Origin of the sequence: Caballeronia sp. LjRoot34 (assembly GCF_964253815.1) — a bacterium.
GTDB lineage: Bacteria > Pseudomonadota > Gammaproteobacteria > Burkholderiales > Burkholderiaceae > Caballeronia.
Map to the genome: position 1 here is coordinate 1,516,582 of NZ_CAXUSB020000001.1, position 21,353 is coordinate 1,537,934.

At 59.9% G+C, this 21,353-nt stretch carries 21 protein-coding genes and 1 pseudogene; 17 read left to right on the forward strand and 5 right to left on the reverse strand.

The features are described 5' to 3' along the window. Nucleotides 1–68: 68 nt before the first annotated feature. Nucleotides 69–1,265 carry a zinc metallochaperone GTPase ZigA gene (gene zigA / locus ACSQ36_RS06695; RefSeq protein ID WP_436181308.1) on the forward strand — a complete coding sequence of 399 codons (1,197 nt, stop codon included), beginning with the start codon at nucleotides 69–71 and terminating at the stop codon, nucleotides 1,263–1,265. Nucleotides 1,266–1,310: 45 nt separating this feature from the next. Here the strand turns inward: zigA and ACSQ36_RS06700 are convergent, their stop codons facing one another. Then, a complete protein-coding gene (locus ACSQ36_RS06700; RefSeq protein ID WP_436181309.1) occupies nucleotides 1,311–2,090 on the reverse strand; it encodes a DUF1223 domain-containing protein in 780 nt (259 codons plus the stop codon). 507 nt (nucleotides 2,091–2,597) lie between these two features. On the opposite strand from ACSQ36_RS06700, the gene ACSQ36_RS06705 reads away from it, so the two are divergent. After that, entirely contained in the window at nucleotides 2,598–4,190 is a 1,593-nt protein-coding gene (locus ACSQ36_RS06705) for an MFS transporter (RefSeq protein ID WP_436181310.1), read from the forward strand. 31 nt (nucleotides 4,191–4,221) lie between these two features. Here the strand turns inward: ACSQ36_RS06705 and ACSQ36_RS06710 are convergent. The 4 genes and pseudogenes from ACSQ36_RS06710 to ACSQ36_RS06725 form a co-directional block, all read right to left on the reverse strand. Continuing rightward, nucleotides 4,222–4,391: pseudogene (locus tag ACSQ36_RS06710) on the reverse strand (NrsF family protein); the annotation flags it as partial. A gap of 44 nt (nucleotides 4,392–4,435) precedes the next feature. Further along, nucleotides 4,436–5,077: a DUF1109 domain-containing protein gene (locus ACSQ36_RS06715; protein WP_213764095.1), complete on the reverse strand. Its 642-nt coding sequence runs from the start codon at nucleotides 5,075–5,077 to the stop codon at nucleotides 4,436–4,438. Further along, a complete protein-coding gene (locus tag ACSQ36_RS06720; RefSeq protein WP_213764094.1) occupies nucleotides 5,074–5,646 on the reverse strand; it encodes a sigma-70 family RNA polymerase sigma factor in 573 nt (190 codons plus the stop codon). The genes ACSQ36_RS06715 and ACSQ36_RS06720 overlap by 4 nt, the downstream gene beginning before the upstream one ends. Nucleotides 5,647–6,043: 397 nt before the next feature. After that, nucleotides 6,044–6,748 (reverse strand): glutathione S-transferase family protein, encoded by a 705-nt coding sequence (locus ACSQ36_RS06725; RefSeq protein WP_436183107.1) that lies wholly within the window; start codon nucleotides 6,746–6,748, stop codon nucleotides 6,044–6,046. 279 nt (nucleotides 6,749–7,027) lie between these two features. Between ACSQ36_RS06725 and ACSQ36_RS06730 the strand changes: the two genes are divergently transcribed. From ACSQ36_RS06730 to ACSQ36_RS06800, 15 genes are all read left to right on the forward strand, one after another. Beyond that, complete coding sequence (locus tag ACSQ36_RS06730; RefSeq protein WP_436181311.1) at nucleotides 7,028–7,627, forward strand: TetR/AcrR family transcriptional regulator; 600 nt, start codon at nucleotides 7,028–7,030, stop codon at nucleotides 7,625–7,627. Nucleotides 7,628–7,977: 350 nt separating this feature from the next. Then, nucleotides 7,978–8,604, forward strand: coding sequence for a cytochrome b/b6 domain-containing protein (locus ACSQ36_RS06735; protein ID WP_436181312.1), 627 nt, complete (start codon nucleotides 7,978–7,980; stop codon nucleotides 8,602–8,604). 83 nt (nucleotides 8,605–8,687) lie between these two features. Beyond that, nucleotides 8,688–9,464 (forward strand): molybdopterin-dependent oxidoreductase, encoded by a 777-nt coding sequence (locus tag ACSQ36_RS06740; protein WP_436181313.1) that lies wholly within the window; start codon nucleotides 8,688–8,690, stop codon nucleotides 9,462–9,464. A gap of 99 nt (nucleotides 9,465–9,563) precedes the next feature. Beyond that, on the forward strand, nucleotides 9,564–9,797 hold the full coding sequence (locus ACSQ36_RS06745; protein ID WP_213764090.1) for a pentapeptide MXKDX repeat protein: 234 nt from the start codon (nucleotides 9,564–9,566) through the stop codon (nucleotides 9,795–9,797). Nucleotides 9,798–10,293: 496 nt separating this feature from the next. Next, nucleotides 10,294–10,857, forward strand: a complete 564-nt coding sequence (gene ddpX, locus ACSQ36_RS06750) for a D-alanyl-D-alanine dipeptidase (RefSeq protein WP_436183108.1) — start codon at nucleotides 10,294–10,296, stop codon at nucleotides 10,855–10,857. A gap of 49 nt (nucleotides 10,858–10,906) precedes the next feature. Continuing rightward, complete coding sequence (locus ACSQ36_RS06755; RefSeq protein WP_436181314.1) at nucleotides 10,907–12,508, forward strand: ABC transporter substrate-binding protein; 1,602 nt, start codon at nucleotides 10,907–10,909, stop codon at nucleotides 12,506–12,508. 32 nt (nucleotides 12,509–12,540) lie between these two features. Continuing rightward, the gene (locus ACSQ36_RS06760) at nucleotides 12,541–13,581 is read left to right on the forward strand and encodes an ABC transporter permease (protein WP_436183109.1); all 1,041 of its coding nucleotides are present in this window, start codon (nucleotides 12,541–12,543) and stop codon (nucleotides 13,579–13,581) included. A gap of 51 nt (nucleotides 13,582–13,632) precedes the next feature. Further along, complete coding sequence (locus ACSQ36_RS06765) at nucleotides 13,633–14,547, forward strand: ABC transporter permease (RefSeq protein ID WP_436183110.1); 915 nt, start codon at nucleotides 13,633–13,635, stop codon at nucleotides 14,545–14,547. Nucleotide 14,548: 1 nt separating this feature from the next. Further along, nucleotides 14,549–15,409 carry an ABC transporter ATP-binding protein gene (locus ACSQ36_RS06770; protein WP_436181315.1) on the forward strand — a complete coding sequence of 287 codons (861 nt, stop codon included), beginning with the start codon at nucleotides 14,549–14,551 and terminating at the stop codon, nucleotides 15,407–15,409. Further along, the gene (locus tag ACSQ36_RS06775; RefSeq protein WP_436181316.1) at nucleotides 15,406–16,170 is read left to right on the forward strand and encodes an ABC transporter ATP-binding protein; all 765 of its coding nucleotides are present in this window, start codon (nucleotides 15,406–15,408) and stop codon (nucleotides 16,168–16,170) included. The genes ACSQ36_RS06770 and ACSQ36_RS06775 overlap by 4 nt, the downstream gene beginning before the upstream one ends. Before the next feature lie 262 nt (nucleotides 16,171–16,432). Then, complete coding sequence (locus ACSQ36_RS06780) at nucleotides 16,433–16,843, forward strand: DnaJ family domain-containing protein (RefSeq protein ID WP_213764085.1); 411 nt, start codon at nucleotides 16,433–16,435, stop codon at nucleotides 16,841–16,843. Further along, nucleotides 16,840–17,406: a tRNA adenosine(34) deaminase TadA gene (tadA, locus tag ACSQ36_RS06785; RefSeq protein ID WP_346730484.1), complete on the forward strand. Its 567-nt coding sequence runs from the start codon at nucleotides 16,840–16,842 to the stop codon at nucleotides 17,404–17,406. Before ACSQ36_RS06780 ends, tadA begins: the two co-directional genes overlap by 4 nt. Continuing rightward, the gene (ldcA, locus tag ACSQ36_RS06790; protein WP_436181317.1) at nucleotides 17,403–18,329 is read left to right on the forward strand and encodes a muramoyltetrapeptide carboxypeptidase; all 927 of its coding nucleotides are present in this window, start codon (nucleotides 17,403–17,405) and stop codon (nucleotides 18,327–18,329) included. Before tadA ends, ldcA begins: the two co-directional genes overlap by 4 nt. Before the next feature lie 279 nt (nucleotides 18,330–18,608). Continuing rightward, the gene (locus ACSQ36_RS06795; protein WP_213764083.1) at nucleotides 18,609–19,367 is read left to right on the forward strand and encodes a GntR family transcriptional regulator; all 759 of its coding nucleotides are present in this window, start codon (nucleotides 18,609–18,611) and stop codon (nucleotides 19,365–19,367) included. Nucleotides 19,368–19,718: 351 nt separating this feature from the next. Next, nucleotides 19,719–21,233 carry an NCS1 family nucleobase:cation symporter-1 gene (locus ACSQ36_RS06800; RefSeq protein ID WP_436181318.1) on the forward strand — a complete coding sequence of 505 codons (1,515 nt, stop codon included), beginning with the start codon at nucleotides 19,719–19,721 and terminating at the stop codon, nucleotides 21,231–21,233. The last annotated feature ends 120 nt before the right edge of the window (nucleotides 21,234–21,353 follow it).

The window sequence follows — 21,353 nt, forward strand, 5'->3', positions numbered from 1 at the left end:
CTACAAGTTACTAATGCAATGTTATAACATTCGTAACCAATTGTGCGAGAACTTTTTGGACGGAAAAAATGAACAAGCTACCGGTCACTGTTTTGTCGGGCTTCCTGGGCGCAGGAAAGACGACGTTGCTCAACCACATCCTGAACAATCGAGAGGGCAGGCGCGTGGCGGTGATCGTCAACGACATGAGCGAGGTCAATATCGACGCCGCCTTGGTTCGCGATGGCGGCGCGGAACTGGCGCGCACGGACGAAAAGCTGGTCGAAATGAGCAACGGCTGCATTTGCTGCACGCTGCGCGAAGATCTTTTACTTGAGGTGAACCGGCTTGCAAAGGAAGGGCGCTTTGACTATCTCGTGATTGAATCGACCGGGGTTTCCGAGCCGCTGCCGGTGGCCGAAACCTTTACGTTCGCCGACAACCAAGGCCAAAGCCTGTCCGATGTCGCGCGTCTGGACACCATGGTGACGGTGGTGGACGCTTTCAATTTCCTCAAGGACTACAGCTCAGCGGACAGCCTGCAAACGCGGGGTGAATCGATGGGCGAGGAAGATACGCGCACGGTCGTTGACCTGCTGGTCGAGCAGGTCGAGTTCTGCGATGTGATCGTTCTGAACAAGGTGGACCTGGTGGGAGACGTGGACCGCAGGCGCCTGATGACGATCCTGAAAGGGCTGAATCCGCGGGCAAGGATCGAGATCGCGGAGTTCGGCAAGCTGGAGCTGGACAAGGTGCTGAATACCCGTCTGTTCGACTTCGATGAAGCGTCCAAAGCGCCCGGCTGGCTCAAGGAACTGCGTGGCGAGCACACGCCCGAGACCGAGGAATACGGCATCACGCATTTCGTTTATCGCGCGCGCCGGCCGTTTCATCCCGAGCGTTTCTGGCAACTGATCACGAGTAACTGGCCCGGCGTGGTGCGCTCCAAAGGATTCTTCTGGCTTGCCAGCCGGCCGACTTACGTAGGGTCCTGGTCGCAGGCGGGCGGCATATGCCGGCACGGCGGGATGGGAATGTGGTGGGCAGCCGTACCGAAAACCTATTGGCCGGAAGATGCCGAATCGCTTAAGTCGATTGATGACGACTGGGACCCTCAGGTCGGAGATGCGCGGCAAGAGTTGGTGCTGATCGGCATCGATATGGACGAGATGGCCTTACGCGCGCGCCTGGATGAGTGCCTGCTCAACGACGTGGAGATGGCGCAGGGTCCACAAGCGTGGCAGCGATTCACGGACCCTTTTCCTGCGTGGGATCATGGCGATTAGAGCGCGGAATAAGCCGCAGCATGGGTCGCTATTAGCGTTAGAGCGTTAGCTGCCGCATGAGGGCAGTTCTGCCACTTGCAGCACTTCCCCCGTCGCTCCGCGCTCGACGAATGCCACTACGCCGTCATGGCCATCGGCCGAGGCATAGTCGCCGGTGATTGACGCGTGTCCGTCGACTATTCGGACCGGCCCGATCCAGTGCTGAACCACGCGGTCGTGATGCAGCGTGACGCCGGTGTTTTCGCCGCCCTTCACCGAGCTGACGAGCTGGTTTTCATATACGGCGGCGTACGCGACTGCGTCGTCGGGAAGGTTCTTGCGAGCAGTGAATGCAGCGTCGAACGCGACATGGCCGGGCGCGGAAGGATGACCGTCAATGTGGATGTCGGCGAGTGGGGTTTCGCTATTCAACTGCTGAATGCGGGACTCGAAGCTCGCGTCGTTCGACCAGCTACGCAACTCGCGGCCGCCTACGAAAATCTCCGGCGTGTACACCACATGCGCGCCACCCGTGTAGGTCAGTTGTTGCTGTCGCGTGGTGAACGCGGCTTGCGCAAACCGATCCTTCCACGCCCCGCTATCCCAGTAATCCACATGAAGCTCCAGCGGCACGATGGTGCTGGTCTTGCGGGCATGATCGAGCTCGCTCAACCAGTTATCGGCGGGTGGGCAACTGTTGCAACCCTCGCTTGTATAGAGTTCGACGAGTGCGGCGCGATGCTCGGGGCTCGATGCGCTGCATGCGTTAGCGGAGGCGGTGCTGGCAGCGGCGGCGGAGAAAGAAACGAGCAGCGCGGCAAGGAACAGGATCGATGAAGCACGCATGACGGACTCCGAAGGTAAAAGGAAGGATGCTGTTGACCGGGAGGCGGTTTGGCATGACTGCGGTCACGGTGCGTCATCGTGAAGGTTGATGAGCATCTGTATCTGTCCGCGGTTCAAGGCGGCCGAGCTGTCTGATCAAGAAATCGCGTAGCCTGATAGTTATTTCGGCGATCCGTAAAAACCGGTTACAGCCAGTGTGAAATCGCCTTGGGGCAGCCGCATGCTCGTATGAAACGCATATAACACTGCGGTGAGAAGAATTCCCGGGGATAAGCCAAACCCCAAGCGCGTCGGGTCAGCGCACGGAAGATGCACTCAAGTCTCGGCCGACGTGTGTAACCGCATCGGAGGCTCAAGCGAACTATCGGCATCAACCCTGCGCCAACCGTCCCACACGTCATGACTTAACTTGCGCCCCCGCGCCCCGTCAGGCACGCTGGCACAGCGCTACCCGCCAGCACCAAGCTACCCACCCGCCGCAGTTCCCGACAGCATCAGGAGAACGCCATGACCCCGGACATCGCCGTACCTATTGAAGCCGGGCAGTTGCTGCCATTCCGCGAGTCGGTGCTGGCGATGCTTGGCGTATCGTTTGTAGCGATGCTGGTCGCCCTCGATCAGACCATTGTGGGGACAGCGCTGCCGCGTATCGTGGCTGATCTCAAGGGGTTCGACCTGTATGCGTGGGTGGCGACGTCCTACATGCTGACATCGGTCATCACCATCCCGATCTTCGGACGCTTGGGCGACTTGTTTGGCCGCAAGCCGTTTTTAATGGCCGCGATCATTCTCTTCACCATCGCGTCGATCATGTGCGGCATGGCTGCCAATATGCTCTTCCTCGTGATCGCGAGAGGCTTGCAAGGGATCGGCGGCGGCATCCTGGTGGGCACGATGTTCGCCACTGTCGCCGATCTTTTTCCCGACCCCAAGCTTCGCCTGCGCTGGCTGGTGTTTGTCAGTTCGGCGTTTGCATTGGCGAATATCGTTGGCCCGACGCTAGGCGGCGTGCTGACGCAGTACGGCGGATGGCGGCTCGTGTTTTTCGTCAATCTGCCGGTGGGCATCGTCTCGTTGTTGTTCGTGCGCGCTTTCCTGCCGCATCTTCGGAGGCCGCGTTCAGCCGTCCCAGTGAAACTGGATTGGGTCGGGGCGCTGGTACTGGCGTCAACATTTGGCGTGCTGCAACTGCTGATCGAATGGGTTCCGAATGACGGCATCACGCCCGTGACCTGCGTGCTGGGTTTTCTCACCTTAGCCGGCGCAGCGGTGCTGGTGTTCTGGGAAAAACGCATGACTTACCCGATCGTTCCCGTCGACATGCTGCTGGACCGAAAGCTCGCCGCGTTGTTCGCGATGTCCGTACTCGGTGGTTTCTCGCTCTTCTCGTTGGTCTTCTATGTGCCGCTGCTATTTCAAGGCGGTTTTGCGATGTCGCCGCATGACTCGGGCATGTTGATTACGCCGCTGCTGCTGGGTACGACCGTGGGCAGCGTGGTGAATAACCGGATCGTCACGCGCATCAGGCATGCAAACGGTGTGATGGTTATCGGCTTCGCGCTGTTTGCGTGCGCCGCGCTTTGTCTTGTCGCGATCACGGGAGCCGTGCCTCATCTTGTGTGGATGGCCTGCATGGGCTTCAGCGGTATCGGACTCGGTCTGGTCGTATCGAACCTGACGCTCTTTTCGCAGCAACTTGTTGATCGCGACCATCTTGGTGCCGCGACGGCGCTGCTTCAATCGCTGCGGATGTTTGGCGGCATGCTTGGCACCGCCATGACGGGCGCGTTGCTCGGCCGCCTCTATACGAGTGGCGTGCATCGATCGCTGGATACGTATCAGGCGACGCAATGGTTCAAGTCATTCGCGAGTCCGGAGTTGCTGGTCGATCGTGCGGAACAGGCGGCGGTGATCGGTCGCCTGATCATGGCGGGTCAAGCAGGCGACGCGATGATGCGCTCGGCGCGTGGTGCGTTGATCGAATCGATACACGTGGGGCTCGGGTTGGCGGCCGCTGCGGCTATAGCGGGACTTTGTCTTGCATGGTTCGTGCCACCGGTGCGGGTTGGTCGGCTGGATGCCGGGACGCGCAGCCGTTGAAAGCTTCATCGCAATGTCGCCGTTTCACGCTTCACCACCGCAGCACTCCGGGTCCGGGAAAACCGCCGAGTACCGTCGGCACCAACCTGCCCGGCCATTCCACACGCCCGAGAACGGTACGGTCATCTCCACGCAATAGAGCGTATAGACGAGCACCGCTTGTGCGCCGCTTAGCAGACTGGCCGCCGCGCCCGCGAGGACCGGCCCGGTTACACTCGCGCGTTAATTTTTATGTTCAGCGATGCTTACCAACGCAAGAAACGCGGCCCAAGCAATGCGCCGATCAGCGTGGCAAGCGTCATCCCAAGCAGGTACCACACGGCCCAGAACGCGACGCTCATCTCGGGGCAGTGCAAGCAATAGGCCATCGTCGCAAGCGTTCCCGCGAGCATGCCGCTCGCCCCGCCGGCGAGCCTCAACCGGGTTGGCGCGAGTCCGCGGATTGCCCAGAACACAGCGACGAACGCCGGCACCGACAGCAGCAGGATATTGAACGGACATGTGCGCCACGTGTAGCCCATGACAAGCGGCAAACGTGCGCCGGGCGAGGCGAGATACAACACCGCCACTGCCGCGCCCCACACAACGAGCACGGGCACCGCGGGCAGTGCCCAGAACTTGCCGATGATCGTCCCGGGCCGAGACAGCCTCACCGCCAGGAACAATGCCGTTGCGGCGAGCGATGTCGGAAACGCAAGCTTGGCCCAGAAGATCGGCGTGCGCGAGACGACGGCGATGTCCGGCCGTACGCCGAAAATCACTGCCATCAGCACGAGCGCGCCGAAGCCGCCCAGTAAGATTGCACGTCCGAAGCGGCGCGCGGACACGCGCGGGTCAACCGGCGTCACGCCGGTCGATAGAAGCGAAATCAGGTCCTCGGTTTTCATGCGGTGCCTCGAATCTTTGCTGCCAGCGCTTTCAGTCCGCGGTGAATGCCTACTTTGACCGCCGACTCCGACATCCCCGTGAGCGCCGCGGTTTCGGTCACGGAGAGCCCTTGTAGCTTCACGTGAACGATCGGCAGCCGGTGACGGTCCGGCAATTGTTCAAGCAGCTTGCCGACGTCACGTTTGGCATCGGCGGGTTCTTCGTCCGAGGTCGCGAAGATCTCCAGCGCGTCGTCCAGCGGATCGTTCAATGCTTCACGGCGCGATCTTGCGCGGAAAAAATCCATCAGCTTATAACGTGCAATTCCATGTACCCAGGCAGTCAACGGCTCGTCCGGGCGATAGGTGTGGCGGCTGTTGTGCACGGCCAGCAGGATTTCCTGTACGACATCCTCGATGTCATCCTGCAGGTAATAAATGCGCTTCCTCAGGAAGCCGCGCAGGTGTCCCGTCAAGTCGTCAAGGAACGTCCGATAGGCGACAGCGTCGCCATTCAGGCCGCGAATGAACAGGGCCCTCAACCGTTCTTCGACACCAGTCACAGAACCACTTTGTATTATTCGCTTCATCGCGGAATCGGGTTACAGCGCACTTCAAATAAATTGCAACGGGCTTGCCGACGGATGTCGACGCTCCCGGCACCAGGGATGGACACGGTTCGTGGCGGCCATAGTACTGCAGGTATTTCGATGGGTCCTGCAGTGCGCGAGGCTCGTCGCCCAAGGTTCTGACGCCGGAGATTACCGCGTTTTTAATGTCGGGATGGGCTTTTGCCGCACCGCAAGGCAATGTTCACGGCGGTTACAGGCTACAGGTCCGGCATGCAAAACGCGGCGCAATCCCATGCGCGGTACTAACGGCGGACGACAAAGGGCAGACGACAAAGCGAGCGGATTGTGCCGGACCGGCTTGCTTCTGTCGATCGTGTGCCGAGAGCGAAAACCGTCGATCCCAAGCGGCCCTCGCTTAGCGCGTGGTCTCGGGATAATTCGAGGGGAACAACGCGCGCCGCGTCTCTTCGTCCACCTCGCGCTTGAACGTAAGGTCGTGGCCCACCGCCCGCGCTCGGGCGACGGCGGGGCGCGTACTGATGGCGTCGAAGAAACGGCTCAGATTCGGGAATGCGGCAAGCGGCGCGTCGGTGGCCAACACTCGCGACGCGCGGTCGAGCCATCCCCACGCGGACATATCGGCTATCGAATACTCGTTTCCCACGATGGTCTCGCGTCCCGACAAGTGCTCGTCAAGCACGCGATAGTGCCGCTCGATTTCCCGCCGGTACCGGTTGATCGCATACGGAATCTTCTCGGGCGCGGCGTGCTGGAAATGCACCGCTTGCCCGGAGAAGGGACCGAGTCCGGAGCTGATAAAGAACAGCCATGAGAGTAATTCGGGCCGGTCCGAGGGCTTACCTGCGAAACGCTGGGTCTTGTCGGCGAGGTATAGCAGGATCGCGCTGGAATCGAACACCCTTGCTTCGGTTCCGCCGGGGCCGTCTGTATCGATGATGGCAGGTACCTTGCCGTTCGGATTGATGCTCCTGAATGCCGGCAGATGCTGTTCGCCCTTGCTGGTGTCGACGGGAAACACTTCGTACTCGAGTCCCGCCTCTTCGAGAAAGAGCGCGACCTTGGCGGGATTCGGTGTCGGGTGAAAGTAGAAACGGATCATGTCGTCCTTGGGTGTTGAGGTGGGCCGCTTGCGTCTGGCCTGAGCGGACGGCAGGTGCCCGACAGGCGTCATGTGCAGAAAGTCGCGACCGTCACGGGCAGGACAGGGCCATTCGGACACGCGACGCGTAGCCTTGAAATACATCTGTAAGACTCGCGCTGCAACGTTGTTTTTATTGCCTGACGCGCGTTGTCATTCGTATTTTAGATCGATCGATTTAGAATATCGTAACGAAAACGGAATGGCAATATCGCCTCGTTCAAGGGAGTAACGCACTGCATGCCACGGCCAAGAGAGTTCGACGAAGCCGCAGTGCTCGACGCCGCGGTCCTGTGTTTCTGGAACCGTGGCTACGAAGCCACCTCGGTTCGTGAACTGGCGGACAGCATGGGCATCACGGGCGCGAGCCTCTATAACGCGTTTGGCGACAAACACTCGCTCTATGGAAAGGCGCTGGCTCACTACGTGTCCCGAAGCGTGGACGACCGTGTCCGGCGTTTCGACGGGACGCTGTCGCCGCTTCAATCGATCAAGGCGTTCTTCGATGAGATCGTCCACCGCTCGCTCATTGACAAGGATCGCAAGGGCTGCATGCTGGTGAATTCGGCGCTGGAAATGGCCCCGCATGATCCAGAATTCCAGCGGGTCGTGGCTGGCGTACTGATCAAGCTCGAAACCTATTTCGGCCGATGCGTGGCCGCGGGTCAGCAAACGGGCGAGATCTCATCCGCGCAGCCTGCTGAAGACTTCGCGCGCCTCTTGCTGGCAGTCTTGCTCGGCATTCGGGTACTGGCGCGTACGCGGCCGGAACCCGCGTTGCTGGAAGGACTTTTGCGACCGGTACTCGCGTCGCTCGATGGCCGGACTTTTGCCGGATAACTGAGCGGCCGCGCTGGCATAGATCTTCATCACCTCGCTGACCTTTCCCAAGGGTCATTCATCCGTCGTGCCTGATTGTTCGCGGTAAAAAAATAACTCGCTGTAACCGATCTGTCCTCCCCGACGAACTAACTCACATACGCGCGTTGCGTGACCGCGTTCGCGCTTAAAAAATTTCGTTCGGCGATGTAACCCGCCAGGCAATACAAACGAATTAACTAGCAACTAACGATCTGCTTCTGAAAGCCTTATGCAGGCAATGAGAGAGCGGTCGAGCACAGCTGATCACACAACATGTTTTTGGCGGCGGTTTTGTTCGCCGCCCACAGAAGCAGGTCATGGAGGCCCAGATGAACGCAACACATGAAGCGAGCCGCGTAAGCACTCCTTTGCGGACCATCCAGCCTGCATGGGTACGGATCACGCACTGGCTGAACGCACTCGCGGCGATCCTGATGATGCTGTCGGGATGGCGGATCTACGACGCGTCGCCCGTATTCAAGGGGTTTGTGATTCCGCCGGGCATCACGCTGGGCGGTTGGCTTGGCGGCGCGCTGCAATGGCATTTCGCGGCCATGTGGTTGCTGTTCTTCAACGGTCTCTTTTATCTCGCGATGAACGTTGTTACCGGCCGCATCAAGGGCAAGTTTTTCCCGCTCTCGCCGCGTGCAATTTTGCAGGATCTGGGCGAGGCGCTTAAGGGACATTTATCGCATGCCGACCCGAGCAAGTACAACGCAGTGCAGAAGTTCGCGTACCTGTTCGTGATGCTCGATATTGCAGTGCTTATCTTGTCTGGTCTTGCAATCTGGAAGTCGGTTCAGTTTCCGCTGCTACGCGAACTGATGGGCGGTTACGACTTTGCGCGTGTCGTGCACTTCTCGGCCATGTCGCTGCTGGCCGCGTTCATTGTCGTGCACCTGGTCATGGTTTCTTTGGTGCCGCGCTCGCTGCTTACGATGATTCGCGGTCACTAAGCGAGCCGCTAATGTAGCCACTAAGTCAGCCATGCATACCCGCCCGACTAAAAGATAACTTAAGGACTCTAGGAATCTCGATCATGAAACCCGTGAAGCCAAACCGCGTGAGCGTAGACCGCGAGTCGCTGATTATCGACGTTCGCCGTGAACTCGACATGCCGTCCCGCCGCCTCTTCGGCAAACGCATTGTGACGCTCGGCGGCCTCGCGATGCTGGCCGGTTGCAGTATTTCAGACGACAAATCCGTTGAGACCTTCCTCAGCCGCGTCTCTCGCCTGAACGATACCGTGCAAGGTTGGCTCTTTGATCCGAATCGTCTCGCGCCGACTTACACGGAAGCACAGATCACGCGGCCGTTTCCGTTCAACGCGTTCTACGGCATTGACGACGTTCCCGTCGTCGATGGTTCCGACTTTCACCTGAAAGTAAGCGGGTTGGTGCAGAACACGAAAACGTGGACCTTGCCCGAACTTTATGCGTTGCCGAAAGCCGAGCAGATCACGCGGCATATCTGCGTGGAAGGGTGGAGCGCGATCGGACGCTGGGGCGGCACGCCGTTCTCGGAGTTCCTGAAGCAGGTGGGAGCGGACACATCGGCGAAATATGTTGGTTTCAAATGCGCGGACGATTACTACGAAAGCATCGACATGCCGACTGCCTTGCATTCGCAGACGCTGCTGACGTTCACCTTCGACGGCCAGCAATTGCCGCCAAAATATGGTTACCCGATGAAACTTAGGATGCCTACTAAATTGGGCTATAAAAATCCGAAGCACATCATGGAAATTTTCGTCACGAACAAATTCCCTGGCGGCTATTGGGTCGATCAGGGCTACAACTGGTTCGGAGGTTCCTGACGTCACGAGAGATCGAGACGTATTGCGAGACATCGCGGCGTCAGGTACTTCGATTCACCCCGGCATGACCGGATACTTTTACTCAAGCAAGAGGTTGATATGAAACTGTTCATCACTGCAGCACTCGCAGCAACGTTGGCCCTGAGCGGCTCCATGGCATTCGCCCAGGCAAGCGACGCAATGGCCCACGATTCGATGGCGAAGGACACCATGTCCAAGGACGCCATGTCGAAAGATTCGATGTCGAAGGACGCAATGAAGAAGGACGACAAGATGAAAAAGAACGACGCAATGGGCATGGGTCATCCCGCTTCGGGCGCGATGGCGCAGTAGTCGGTACAGTAATCCGTACAAGCATCGAAAGCGGTTCTGCGAGTGTGGTTGAACCGCTTTCGATTGCACTTTCACCTTCCGTCGATGCGCCCCGCACCGGCACGATCATCCGCATTGGCCACGCAGAAACATGGCCCATCGCGCGCGGGGTGCCAGCAAGTCGCAACCCTCAGTGCATCCATCCCCACAGTTGAGCGTCACCCAGCGTGCCGCCATTCCCGTCCACGCCTTCTTCCGAACCTGACCCCTGGATTTTTGGCGGGTTCTAATCGGGGATCGGGTGATCCTGGGACAGGCACGGCCGTCGGCGCTAGCTTCAAGCACATAGGATCGACCTGTCGTCATGCCCCGCGTACAACCGGCTTAAAGGCGATGCGCGAATGTGGCATTTATGCGCCGAGTGCGGCATGTCCGCCACATTCGCCCCCAAACCAGTCATTTTGATAAACAATAACGGCACCGCACGAACTCGTGAGCCTTGAACCCAACGCCGCCGATGCCCGATCACCGTCTGCTGATAATCTCTCCTGAAACGCACCGCGTCGCGATCGACCTGGTCTACGCAACCGATCGCAACCTGACAGGCAAGCCGATCTACAAGACGGCACATTGCTTGCTCCTGGCCCCGGCCGAAGCCGCCCTGAGAAAAGCCGTCGAGCTCGCAGGCAACATCGGCATGACGCTGAAAATATTTGACGCTTACCGTCCGCCGCAAGCCCAGCAGGTGCTCTGGGACTTCCTTCCCGACCCGACCTACATAGCAGACCTGAAGCGCGGCTCGAACCATAGCCGCGGCACGGCGATCGACCTGACGCTGGTCGACGCTCAAGGCCAGGACCTCGATATGGGCACCGGTTTCGACGAGATGTCGATCGCTTCCGAACACTTCCATCCGGGTTTGCCGGAGCATGTACAGCGCAACCGTACGTTGTTGCTTGGTGTGATGCATGGCGCCGGCTTCACCCATATTCCCAGCGAGTGGTGGCATTACGAACTGCCCGGCTCGCGCGAACTCCAGGTAATCGACAACGACGACAGCGGCCCCTTGCGCCTGATGTAACCGCACGGAACGCGCAGAACATCTCATCAACATCCCTCACGGAGCGAGTATGAAACGGGTATTGTGCAACGCGTTGGCAGCCATCGCAGCAGCATCCACTCTGATGCTGGCCGGCACGCGCATCGCTTACGCGGCCACGCCGAAGGACATGCTGGTCATGGCCACTTTACTCGACGAATTCACCACGCTCGACCCGGGCGAGATCTACGAACTGGTGCCGCAGGAATACGTCGCCAATACCTATGACCGCCTGATCCGCGTCGATCTGAAAGATCCGGCCCACTTCAACGGCGACGTTGCGCAATCGTGGGCGGTGAGCCCGGACGGTCTCACGTTCACCTTCAAGATTCGCCCCGGTCTCAAGTTCCACTCAGGTAATCCGCTCACTGCCGACGACGTCGCGTGGTCGATTCAGCGCACCGCGTTACTTGACAAAGGCGCGGCTGCGGTGCTGGCAGGCATCGGGCTGACGAAGGAGAACGCGCTGCAGAACGTGAAGAAAATCGACGACAGCACCGTATCGATCACCACCGACCAGAAGTACGCGCCCACGTTCGTGTTGAACGTGCTGGGCTCGTGGCCGGCTTCCGTGCTCGACAGAAAGCTGCTCGAATCGCACGCGAAGGGGAACGATTTCGGCAATGAGTGGCTGAAGACGAACGAGGCGGGATCGGGTGCATACAAGCTGGTGAAGTGGACTGCGAACGACAGCATCGTGCTGCAACGTTTCGATGGTTATCGCGTGCCGCTTGCGATGAAACGCATCGTGCTGCGGCATGTGCCGGAAGCATCGAGCCAGCGGCTGATGATCGAGAACGGCGACATCGATATCGCGCGTGACCTGAGTTCCGACGACCTCGCGACGCTGACGAAGAAGGGCACGATCCGTGTGACGTCCGTGCCGCAAGCGACGCTAATGTACCTCGGCCTGAACAACAAGAACTCGAACCTTGCGAAGCCCGATGTTCAGGAAGCCATGAAATGGCTGATCGACTACAACGGGATTCAGCAGAACATCGTGCGGACCACGTACAAGGTGCACGAGACCTTCCTGCCCGAGGGTTTCCTCGGGGCGCTGAACATCAATCCGTACCATCAGGACGTGGCGAAGGCGAAGGCTCTGCTGGCAAAAGCGGGCGTGCCAAACGGCTTCACGGTGAAGATGGATGTGCGCAACGACTCGCCGTATGGCGAGATTGCGCAGGCGGTACAAGCTAATCTGGCGCAAGGTGGTATCAAGGTCGAGCTGATTTCAAGCGATAACAAGCAGACCCTCGGCAAGTATCGCGCGCGTCAGCATGACATCTATATCGGCGAGTGGTCGGCCGATTACATCGACCCGCATAGCAATGCACAGGGCTTCGCGTGGAATCCGGACAACTCCGACAAATCGGCCTTCAAGATGCTCGCGTGGCGCAATGCGTGGGACATTCCGCAGTTGACGAAGGAGACTCAGGCGGCGCTGGAGGAATCGTCGACGGCGAAACGCGCCCAACGCTATGAAGCGATGCAGAAAGAGTTTCTCGTGAACTCACCGTTCGTGATCATGTTCCAGAAGGTCTCGCAAGTCGCGGCGCGGCCGGGCGTGACAGGTCTGGAAGTCGGGCCGATCTTCGACCTCGTGTCGTATCGCGACGTGAAGAAACAGTAAGCGTGGCTGCACAACTCACCGCGTTCCAGCGCCTGCAACTGGTGCTCACCCGCCACGCGGGCGTGCGCCGGACATGGCTGTTCGTGCGCTGGCTGCTGATGCTCGCCGTGACCTTCGTCGGGTTGCTCGGGGTGACGTTTTTCATCGGACGAAAGATTCCTATCGATCCGTTGCTTGCGATGCTCGGCGAGCGCGCATCGGCTCAAGCTTATGCGGCGGCGCGCGTGGCGCTGGGGCTCGACAAGCCGTTGATCGTCCAATTCCTGATCTACGTTCGCGATGTTCTGCACGGCGACCTGGGCATGTCGCTGCTGACGTCGAACCCGGTGATAGACGACATCAAGCGCGTCTTCCCGGCCACGCTTGAACTCGCCACGCTGTCGACGTTCATGGGCATCGTGATCGGCGTGCCGCTTGGCGTGGCGGCCGCTGTGCGACATAACCGCTGGACCGATCACGTCGCGCGTTTCATCGGTTTGGCGGGCAGCTCGCTGCCGGTGTTCTGGCTCGCGCTGATGGGCTTGCTGCTGTTCTATGCCAAATTACACTGGGTATCCGGACCGGGGCGCATAGACCCGCTATACGACGGTCTGGTCGATACCCGGACGGGCAGTCTGCTGGTCGATTCCATCCTGGCGGGCGAGTGGGACGTGTTCAGGAATGCGCTCTCTCACATTGCGCTGCCCGCGGCCATTCTCGCGTTCTATTCCATCGCCTACTTGAGCCGCATGACGCGCTCATTCATGCTTGAGCAGTTGAGTCAGGAATACATCGTGACTGCGCGAGCGATGGGTTTGAGCGAACGCCGCGTGATCTGGCGTCACGCATTCGGCAACATCGCCGTGCCGCTCCTGACAGTGATTGCACTTGCTTATAGCTATCTGCTGGAAGGCTCGGTGTTGACGGAGATCGTATTCGCATGGCCGGGCATAGGCTCCTATCTCACCGGCGCATTGCTCAACGCCGACATGAACGCCGTGTTGGGCAGCACGCTCGTGATCGGTGCCACGTTCATCACGCTCAACCTGCTGACGGACGCGCTGTATCGCGTGTTCGATCCGCGCGCCCGATGACAGCCAAAGGTTCATGACGTGCTTCCATCCACCGACAATTCCACTCACACGATGAAGCCAGTACGCCAAGGGTGGCGTGCGTGGCTTCTCACGGATACGCCCGCGTCGCGCAGGCAGGCTGCGTTGGGTTTGGCGTACCGCCGCTGGCGGCGTTTCGCGAGCAACCCTCTAAGCATGTTCGGGCTGGTGATCCTGACACTGATGATTGTGTTCGCCGCAATCGGGCCGTTATTGCCGCTGCATGATCCGTTGCAGCAAGTGCTCAGCGACCGCCTTTTGCCGCCCGGTTCTCCGTCGCACTGGTTCGGCACGGATCAACTTGGCCGTGACATTCTCGCGAGGCTCGTGATCGGCTCGCGTCTGACGTTGAGCATCGCCATCCTGGTTGTGGTGCTGGTCGTACCGGTGGGTTTGCTGATTGGAACAACGGCGGGTTTCTGCGGCGGTTTCGTCGATACCGTCCTGATGCGCCTGACCGATATCGCACTCGCGTTCCCGAAGATCGTGCTTGCGCTTGCATTCGCGGCGGCACTCGGGCCGGGCGTGATCAATGCGGTGATCGCGATCTCGATCACCGCGTGGCCGCCGTATGCGCGGCTCGCGCGCGCCGAAACACTGCGCCTAGTGCAGGCCGATTTCATCCACGTGGCGCGCTTGCAAGGGGCGTCGTCCATGCGGATTTTGCTGCGTTATATCGTGCCGCTGTGTTCGTCGTCGGTGATCGTACGCGCGACGCTCGACATGGCCGGCATTATCCTGACGGTCGCGGGACTCGGTTTTCTCGGACTCGGTGCGCAGCCACCGAGTCCGGAGTGGGGTTTCATGGTGGCGTCGGGGCGCGGCGTGCTGCTCGACGCGTGGTGGGTCGCAACCATCCCTGGCATCGCCATCCTGCTCGTGAGTCTTGCGTTCAACCTGCTCGGCGATGGTCTTCGCGATGTCTTCGACCCTCGTCAAGGAAGCTGACATGCCAGCCGATACCCTCTGTGAGATCGATAACCTGCGCATCGCGTTCGAGGCCCACGACGGCACGCAGACCGAAGCGGTGCGCGGCATTTCCCTGACGCTTGCGAGGGGCGAGCGGCTGGGTATCGTCGGCGAGTCGGGGTCAGGGAAATCGCTGACCGGACGCGCATTGCTCGGGTTACTGCCTTCATCGGCGCACTGGTCTGCCGACGCCATGCGCCTCGATAACCACGACCTGCTCGCCATGCGCCCAAAGGAGCGGCGACGCCTGTGCGGCACGCAGATGAGCATGATCCTGCAAGACCCGAAGTATTCGCTGAACCCGGTGATGACGGTCGCGCAGCAGATGCGCGAGGCGTTCGGGCGGCAGTCGCCGAAGCTGAATGCGAAAGCCATGCGCGAACGGATTGTCGCCGCGCTGGAGGCCGTGCATATCCATGATCCGCAGCGAGTCGCCGACGCTTACCCGCACGAGTTGTCGGGCGGCATGGGCCAGCGCGTGATGATCGCCATGATGGTGTCGTCGGGCCCCCGGTTGCTGATCGCCGACGAGCCGACCAGCGCGCTCGATGTACTCGTCTCCATGCAGGTGTTGTCGGTACTCGACGAGATGATCGCGAAGCACAACACCGGGCTGATTTTCATCAGTCACGACCTGCCGCTGGTGATGTCGTTTTGCGACCGCGTGCTGGTGATGGTCGGCGGACGGGTGGTCGAGACGTGCGCGGCACGCGATCTTGCGCACGCGCAGCATCCGTACACGCGCGGTTTGCTGGCCGCGAGTCCACCGCTGCGCGATCCTCCGGACGAACTGCCGGTGCTGCAACGCGATCCCGCATGGTTCGCCGAGGTCGCGCCATGATCGAAGCAAACGAGGTACAGGTACGCTTCAAAACGAAAACCGGTTTCGCCGATGCAGTTCGCTCGGCGACGTTTCATGTCGGCGAAGGGGAGGTGTTCGGGCTCGTCGGCGAATCGGGTTCCGGCAAATCCACCGTGCTTCGCGCCTTGACGGGGCTCGTACCGATCGCCAACGGGTCGATGCGGATTGGTCGCCATACGCTCGGCAAACACATCGACCGCGCGTTCAGGCGTGAAGTGCAGATGGTGTTCCAGGACCCGTACGGATCGCTGTATCCGCGCTTCACCGTGGACCAGACGCTGCGGGAGCCGCTCACCATCAACGGCATGGACCGCCACGATGCCCGCATCCTCGACGCCTTGCGGGAGGTCGGCCTCGGGCCCGCGTTCCGGTTCCGGTATGCGCATCAGTTATCGGGCGGGCAGCGCCAGCGCGTGGCGATTGCGCGGGCGTTGATCGTGGAGCCACGCGTGCTGCTGCTCGACGAGCCGACTTCCGCGCTCGACGTGTCCGTGCAGGCGGAAATCCTGAACCTGCTGCGGCGGCTGCATCGCGAACGCCATCTCACGATGATCCTCGTCAGTCACAACATGGCGGTGGTTGGTTTTTTATGCCAGCGGGTCGCGGTGATGCGCGATGGCGAGATCGTGGAGCAGCTTTCCATCGAAGCCGTCCGCGAGCAAAACGTGGCGCATGAATACACACGAAGCTTGTTGCTTGCCACGGAAGGTTATCGACGCAAGGCCATCGATCTGGCCTAGTCCGGCTTTGTAAGGTGCTCTGCCGGGCGTGAACCGCCCGTGCGTGGGCCGCCTGATAGAATGCCAACTTGCTAGTAGGCATCCCCGAAGCGCGTTGCGCCGGGATCGCTCACCCGGCTTCCCACGCAGCCGGCGGCGCGTTGAACGTGAATGACGCCGCGAAGCGCAACCCTCAAAACGTGACAGTCCGGCTTGATCCTGCTGCTCGATAACGTTCCTCGTTAAACGTTCGACAGACCGGTCGCCGGCACCTAAAACGCCGATGAAACTGCTAGATGCCCTGGTCGAACAGCGAATTTCGGCCGCTGCCGCGCGCGGCGAATTCGACAATCTGCCCGGCGCGGGCGAGCCGCTCGAGCTCGACGACGACGCCTTGGTCCCCGAGGAAGTCCGCGTTGCCAACCGCATTATGAAAAATGCCGGTTTCGTGCCGCCTGCTGTCGAACATTTGCGCGCGCTTCGCGATTTGCAGCACGAAGCGGGCAGCACCGAAGATCCAGCTACCCGCCGCAAGCTGCAAGCGAAGATGCTGGCGCTCGATATGGCGCTGGAATCCTTGCGCGGCAGCAGCACTGTCGTGCCGCTTGAATACCGGCGGCGCATTGCCGAACGTTTGTCCGAGCGTCTCTCGGAGAGCGACAGGAATGCACAAGCCGAGGCCACTGAAAAGTGACCCTCACGCCCGCAACCGATCTCGCCTCGACGGCCGCCGCAGAACGCGACCGCCGTTTCATGGCGCTCGCGCAAGCTGCCGCGGAGCAAGCGCGTGCGTTGGGCGAAGTGCCGGTCGGTGCCGTTCTGGTTCGTGGCGATGAAGTCATTGCGACCGGCTTCAATCATCCGATCGGCGCTCATGATCCGTCGGCGCACGCCGAAATGGCCGCATTGCGCGCGGGGTCCCTGGCGCTTGAAAACTACCGGTTACCGGGTTGCGAACTCTACGTCACGCTCGAACCTTGCATCATGTGCGCCGGCGCGATCATGCACGCGCGGATTGCGCGCGTGGTGTTCGGCGCGCACGATCCGAAGACGGGCGCGTGCGGGAGCGTTGTCGACGCATTCGCCATCGGCAATCTGAACCACCACACAAGCGTTACGGGCGGGGTGCTCGGCGACGAATGTGCCGACGCGCTGCGCAGCTTTTTCGCTGAACGCCGGCGCGCGGCGCGTGAGGCGCGCGATGCCCGCAACGCCGTACTGCCCGATTCCATCGATCCACTTTCCATTCGCTCATGACCCATCCGGCACGTACCATCGATCTCGTCGCACCTTCGGGTTACCCCGACTCTGAAGTGGTTGGGCGCGCGATGGAACGCCTGCGCGCGCAAGGGCATCGGCTGGAAAATGGGTCGGCGGCGCACCGTCGTTACCAACGCTTCGGCGGCACCGACGGCGAACGTGCCGCGGACCTGAACCGGCTTGCCGATCCGGCGCGCCCTCTGCCTGACATCGTATTGGCGGTGCGCGGCGGTTACGGTGCTACACGCATTCTTCATGGCCTGGACTACGAGGGTTTGCAGCGCCGCTTGCAGGACCAGCCGATAGCGATTGTGGGTCATAGCGACTTCACCGCGATCCAGTTGGCGCTGTACGCGCTGGCCGGCGTGAAGAGCTTTGGCGGCCCGATGCTCGCTGCTGATTTCGGTGCGGAAGAGCCGAGCGCGTTCACGATGGAGCATTTCTGGAATGCGATCACGCACCCGTCGTTCAAGGTGACGAGCCACGTGCCGCAGGTCCAGTCCGTCGATGTCACCGGCATGTTGTGGGGTGGCAATCTGGCGATTATTGCGTCGTTGATTGGCACGCGGTACATGCCGCCGGTGGAGGGGGGGATTCTGTTCATCGAAGATGTGAACGAGCATCCTTACCGCGTTGAACGCATGATTTACCAGTTGCACCAGTCGGGGATTCTCGCGCGGCAGCAGGCACTGGTGCTGGGCGAATTCACGGGCGGAAGGCTGTCGGAATACGACAACGGCTATACGTTCGAGACGATGCTCGAACAAGTCAGGTCGGTGATCCGAATTCCCGTTGTGACAGGATTGCAATTCGGGCACGTGCCCGAATTGCTGACGCTGCCGTTCGGTGCGACTGCGCATCTGGTGGCGCGGTCGCATGGATTTGAAATGAAGCTTTCTGACTATCCCTACTTGGCATAACAGGTTTCACGCAATTCGAACGAGCGCCCGCAAGGGCGCTTTTTTTCGTTCGGCGCACCGCTTTTGAGCGTGTTCGCACGAATAACGTGCATTAGATTGTCAACAAAAACACCGGCCAATTTGGTTTTATTCGCTTAGATAATTAGCCAGAACCCTTGTGTGGCAAGGTTAAGGGCAACAGGCCAGGGAAGATTGCTGTCCATGGTGAAAAAACTTATCTTAAATTGTTGACAGTTTTTATGTCCGTCATAAGATGTATCACATAGAGCGAACACGACTATGTCCGAATCGAAATTGAAAGATTTGTCGAAGGTAAGCGTCATCGGCACTGCGGCTTCGGTCGCGGCTGCGACGGCGGAATCGATTGCGGCGAATATTCGCGACGCCATTCTCGAACACCGCCTCGCTCCAGGCGCGAAGCTGACAGAAGCACAGTTATGCGAAGTATTTGACGTAAAGCGCGGGACTGTGCGCCTGGCGCTGGCGCAACTCGCGAGCGAGCGGCTGGTCGACCTCGAACCGAACCGTGGCGCGTTCGTCGCTAGCCCTTCGGTGCAGGAAGTGCACGAAGTGTTCGAGATGCGGCGAATCATCGAAATGGCGGTCGTCGAGCGGATCTGTACCGGGCATGGCACGCGCCGGCTCAAGTCGATCAGCGCGACGATCGGACGTGAACGCAAGGCCTATGAGAGCCACGATTTTTCGTCATGGATACGGCTGTCCGGCGAGTTCCACACGGAGCTTGCGCAGCTCACCGGCAACACCGTGTTGTGCGAATGCTTGTCGGGGCTGGTGGCGCGCTCCACGCTGATATCAGCGTTGTATGAGTCGCTTGGCAAAAGCTCGTGCAGCTTTGAAGATCATGAACATATCCTGGCCGCGCTCGATGCGGGCGACGGTCCCAAGGCCGCCGAACTGATGGCGCGCCACTTGCAGGAAGTCGAACTGAAGATGCTGGACCGGCCCGCACGCGGCGCGGTCGATTTACGTGAAGTCTTTTCGAAGCCAAAGGTAAGTGAGCGCGATAAAAGCGCCTGACTGCAGGCCTGATTTCCAGCAACACCGCGCGACCGTTCTCCGGGCGCGACGCAATACCAGTACCACCAACATTACCAATATCTGAAAACCGAACGAATTTAAAAAGCCCGTGTTCATTCAATGAACGCGTGGTTTTTACCATGCCTTTTCCGTGGACGCATGCGCGTTATTGCGCGTGCCGAGTGGATGAATTGCGTCTGGTCGCGGGTTCGCCCGCGGCTGCAGGACGGCTAGCCCATACCGACAAGAAAGCGCTGCGCGTTGACCACGCGACGGTGCGTATTGCTATACGAAAGCTATACGAAGTCGACTATTTGCGGCTTGATTGCCGAGCTCATTCAAGGAGAAGTCATGGTTCAGTTAAGTGCGACCCCGGGTAGTGCGGCAATACCTTCCTACGGCAACGATTCCGGCAGTGATTCAGGTAGGGATCCTGAACATCCGGCCGGATACAGTGACCGGCTCTATAACGATGACCTTGCGCCGCTCAAACATCAGACATGGAGTGCGTACAACATCTTTGCGTTCTGGATGTCCGACGTGCATAGCGTGGGTGGTTACGTGTTCGCGGGTAGCTTGTTTGCGTTGGGGCTGACGAGCTGGCAGGTGCTGGTTTCATTACTTGTTGGAATCGGCATTGTGAATTTGCTGTGCAACCTCATTGCCAAGCCGAGCCAGCAGGCGGGCGTTCCGTATCCGGTGGCATGCCGTGTGACTTTCGGCGTGCTGGGGGCGAACCTTCCCGCTGTGATTCGTGGCTTGATCGCAGTGGCATGGTATGGAATCCAGACCTTCCTGGCATCGAGTGCGCTGGTGATCGTGGTGCTGAAATTCATGCCCCAATGGATGCCGTATGCCGATGTCCACAAATACGGTTTCGCCGGGTTGTCGGCAGTGGGCTGGGCCGGGTTCATGCTGTTGTGGGTGTTGCAGGCCGTGGTGTTCTGGCGCGGGATGGAGATGATCAAGAAGTTCATCGACTTCGCGGGTCCGGCGGTCTACGTGGTGATGTTCATTTTGGCTGGTTACATGGTGTGGCGTGCGGGCTGGCGCAACATTGGCCTGAACCTGGGCGGCGTGAAGTACCACGGTCTGGAAGTGGTGCCCGTGATGATCACGGCTATATCCTTGGTGGTCTCGTACTTCTCCGGTCCGATGTTGAATTTCGGCGACTTCTCGCGTTACTGCCAGAGTTTCAAGAGCGTGAAGCGCGGCAACTTCTGGGGCTTGCCGGTCAACTTCCTGGCGTTCTCGCTGGTGACGGTCGTGACGACCGCCGCGACCTTGCCGGTCTTTGGCCAGTTGATCACGGACCCTGTAGAAACGGTAGGGCGTATCGATCAGCCGACGGCGGTGATCCTGGGCGCGCTGACTTTCACGATAGCGACTATTGGTATCAACATTGTGGCGAATTTCGTGTCACCGGCTTTTGATTTTTCGAACGTCGCGCCGCGCCTGATCAGTTGGCGGATGGGCGGGATGATGGCCGCGGTGGCATCGATCTTCATCACGCCGTGGAACCTCTTCAACAACCCTGCGGTGATCCACTACACGCTCGATGTGCTCGGCAGTTTCATCGGTCCATTGTATGGCGTGCTGATCGTGGATTTCTACCTGATGAAGCGTGGCAAGTTCAAGGTCGAGGAGTTGTACACGACCTCGGAAACGGGGCGCTACTGGTATAGCAACGGCGTGAACTGGCGCGCGGTGGGTGCGTTGCTGCCGGCGGCGGCCATCGCCGTGGCCTGCGTGATGCTGCCGTCCCTTGAAGGCGCCGGTAACTTCTCGTGGTTCATAGGCGCGGGATTAGGTGCGCTGTTCTACAGGATCATCGCGGACAAGAACTCGGTATCGAATTTCGCTTAGGAGCACAAGTGGGTCGACAGGCGGGCCATCGCATCAGGGATTCCCGGGATGCGATGGCGGCTGCGAGAAAAAATGCAAGCAAGGGTTTGTATAAATACTATGTAATCCGAATAAAATGGC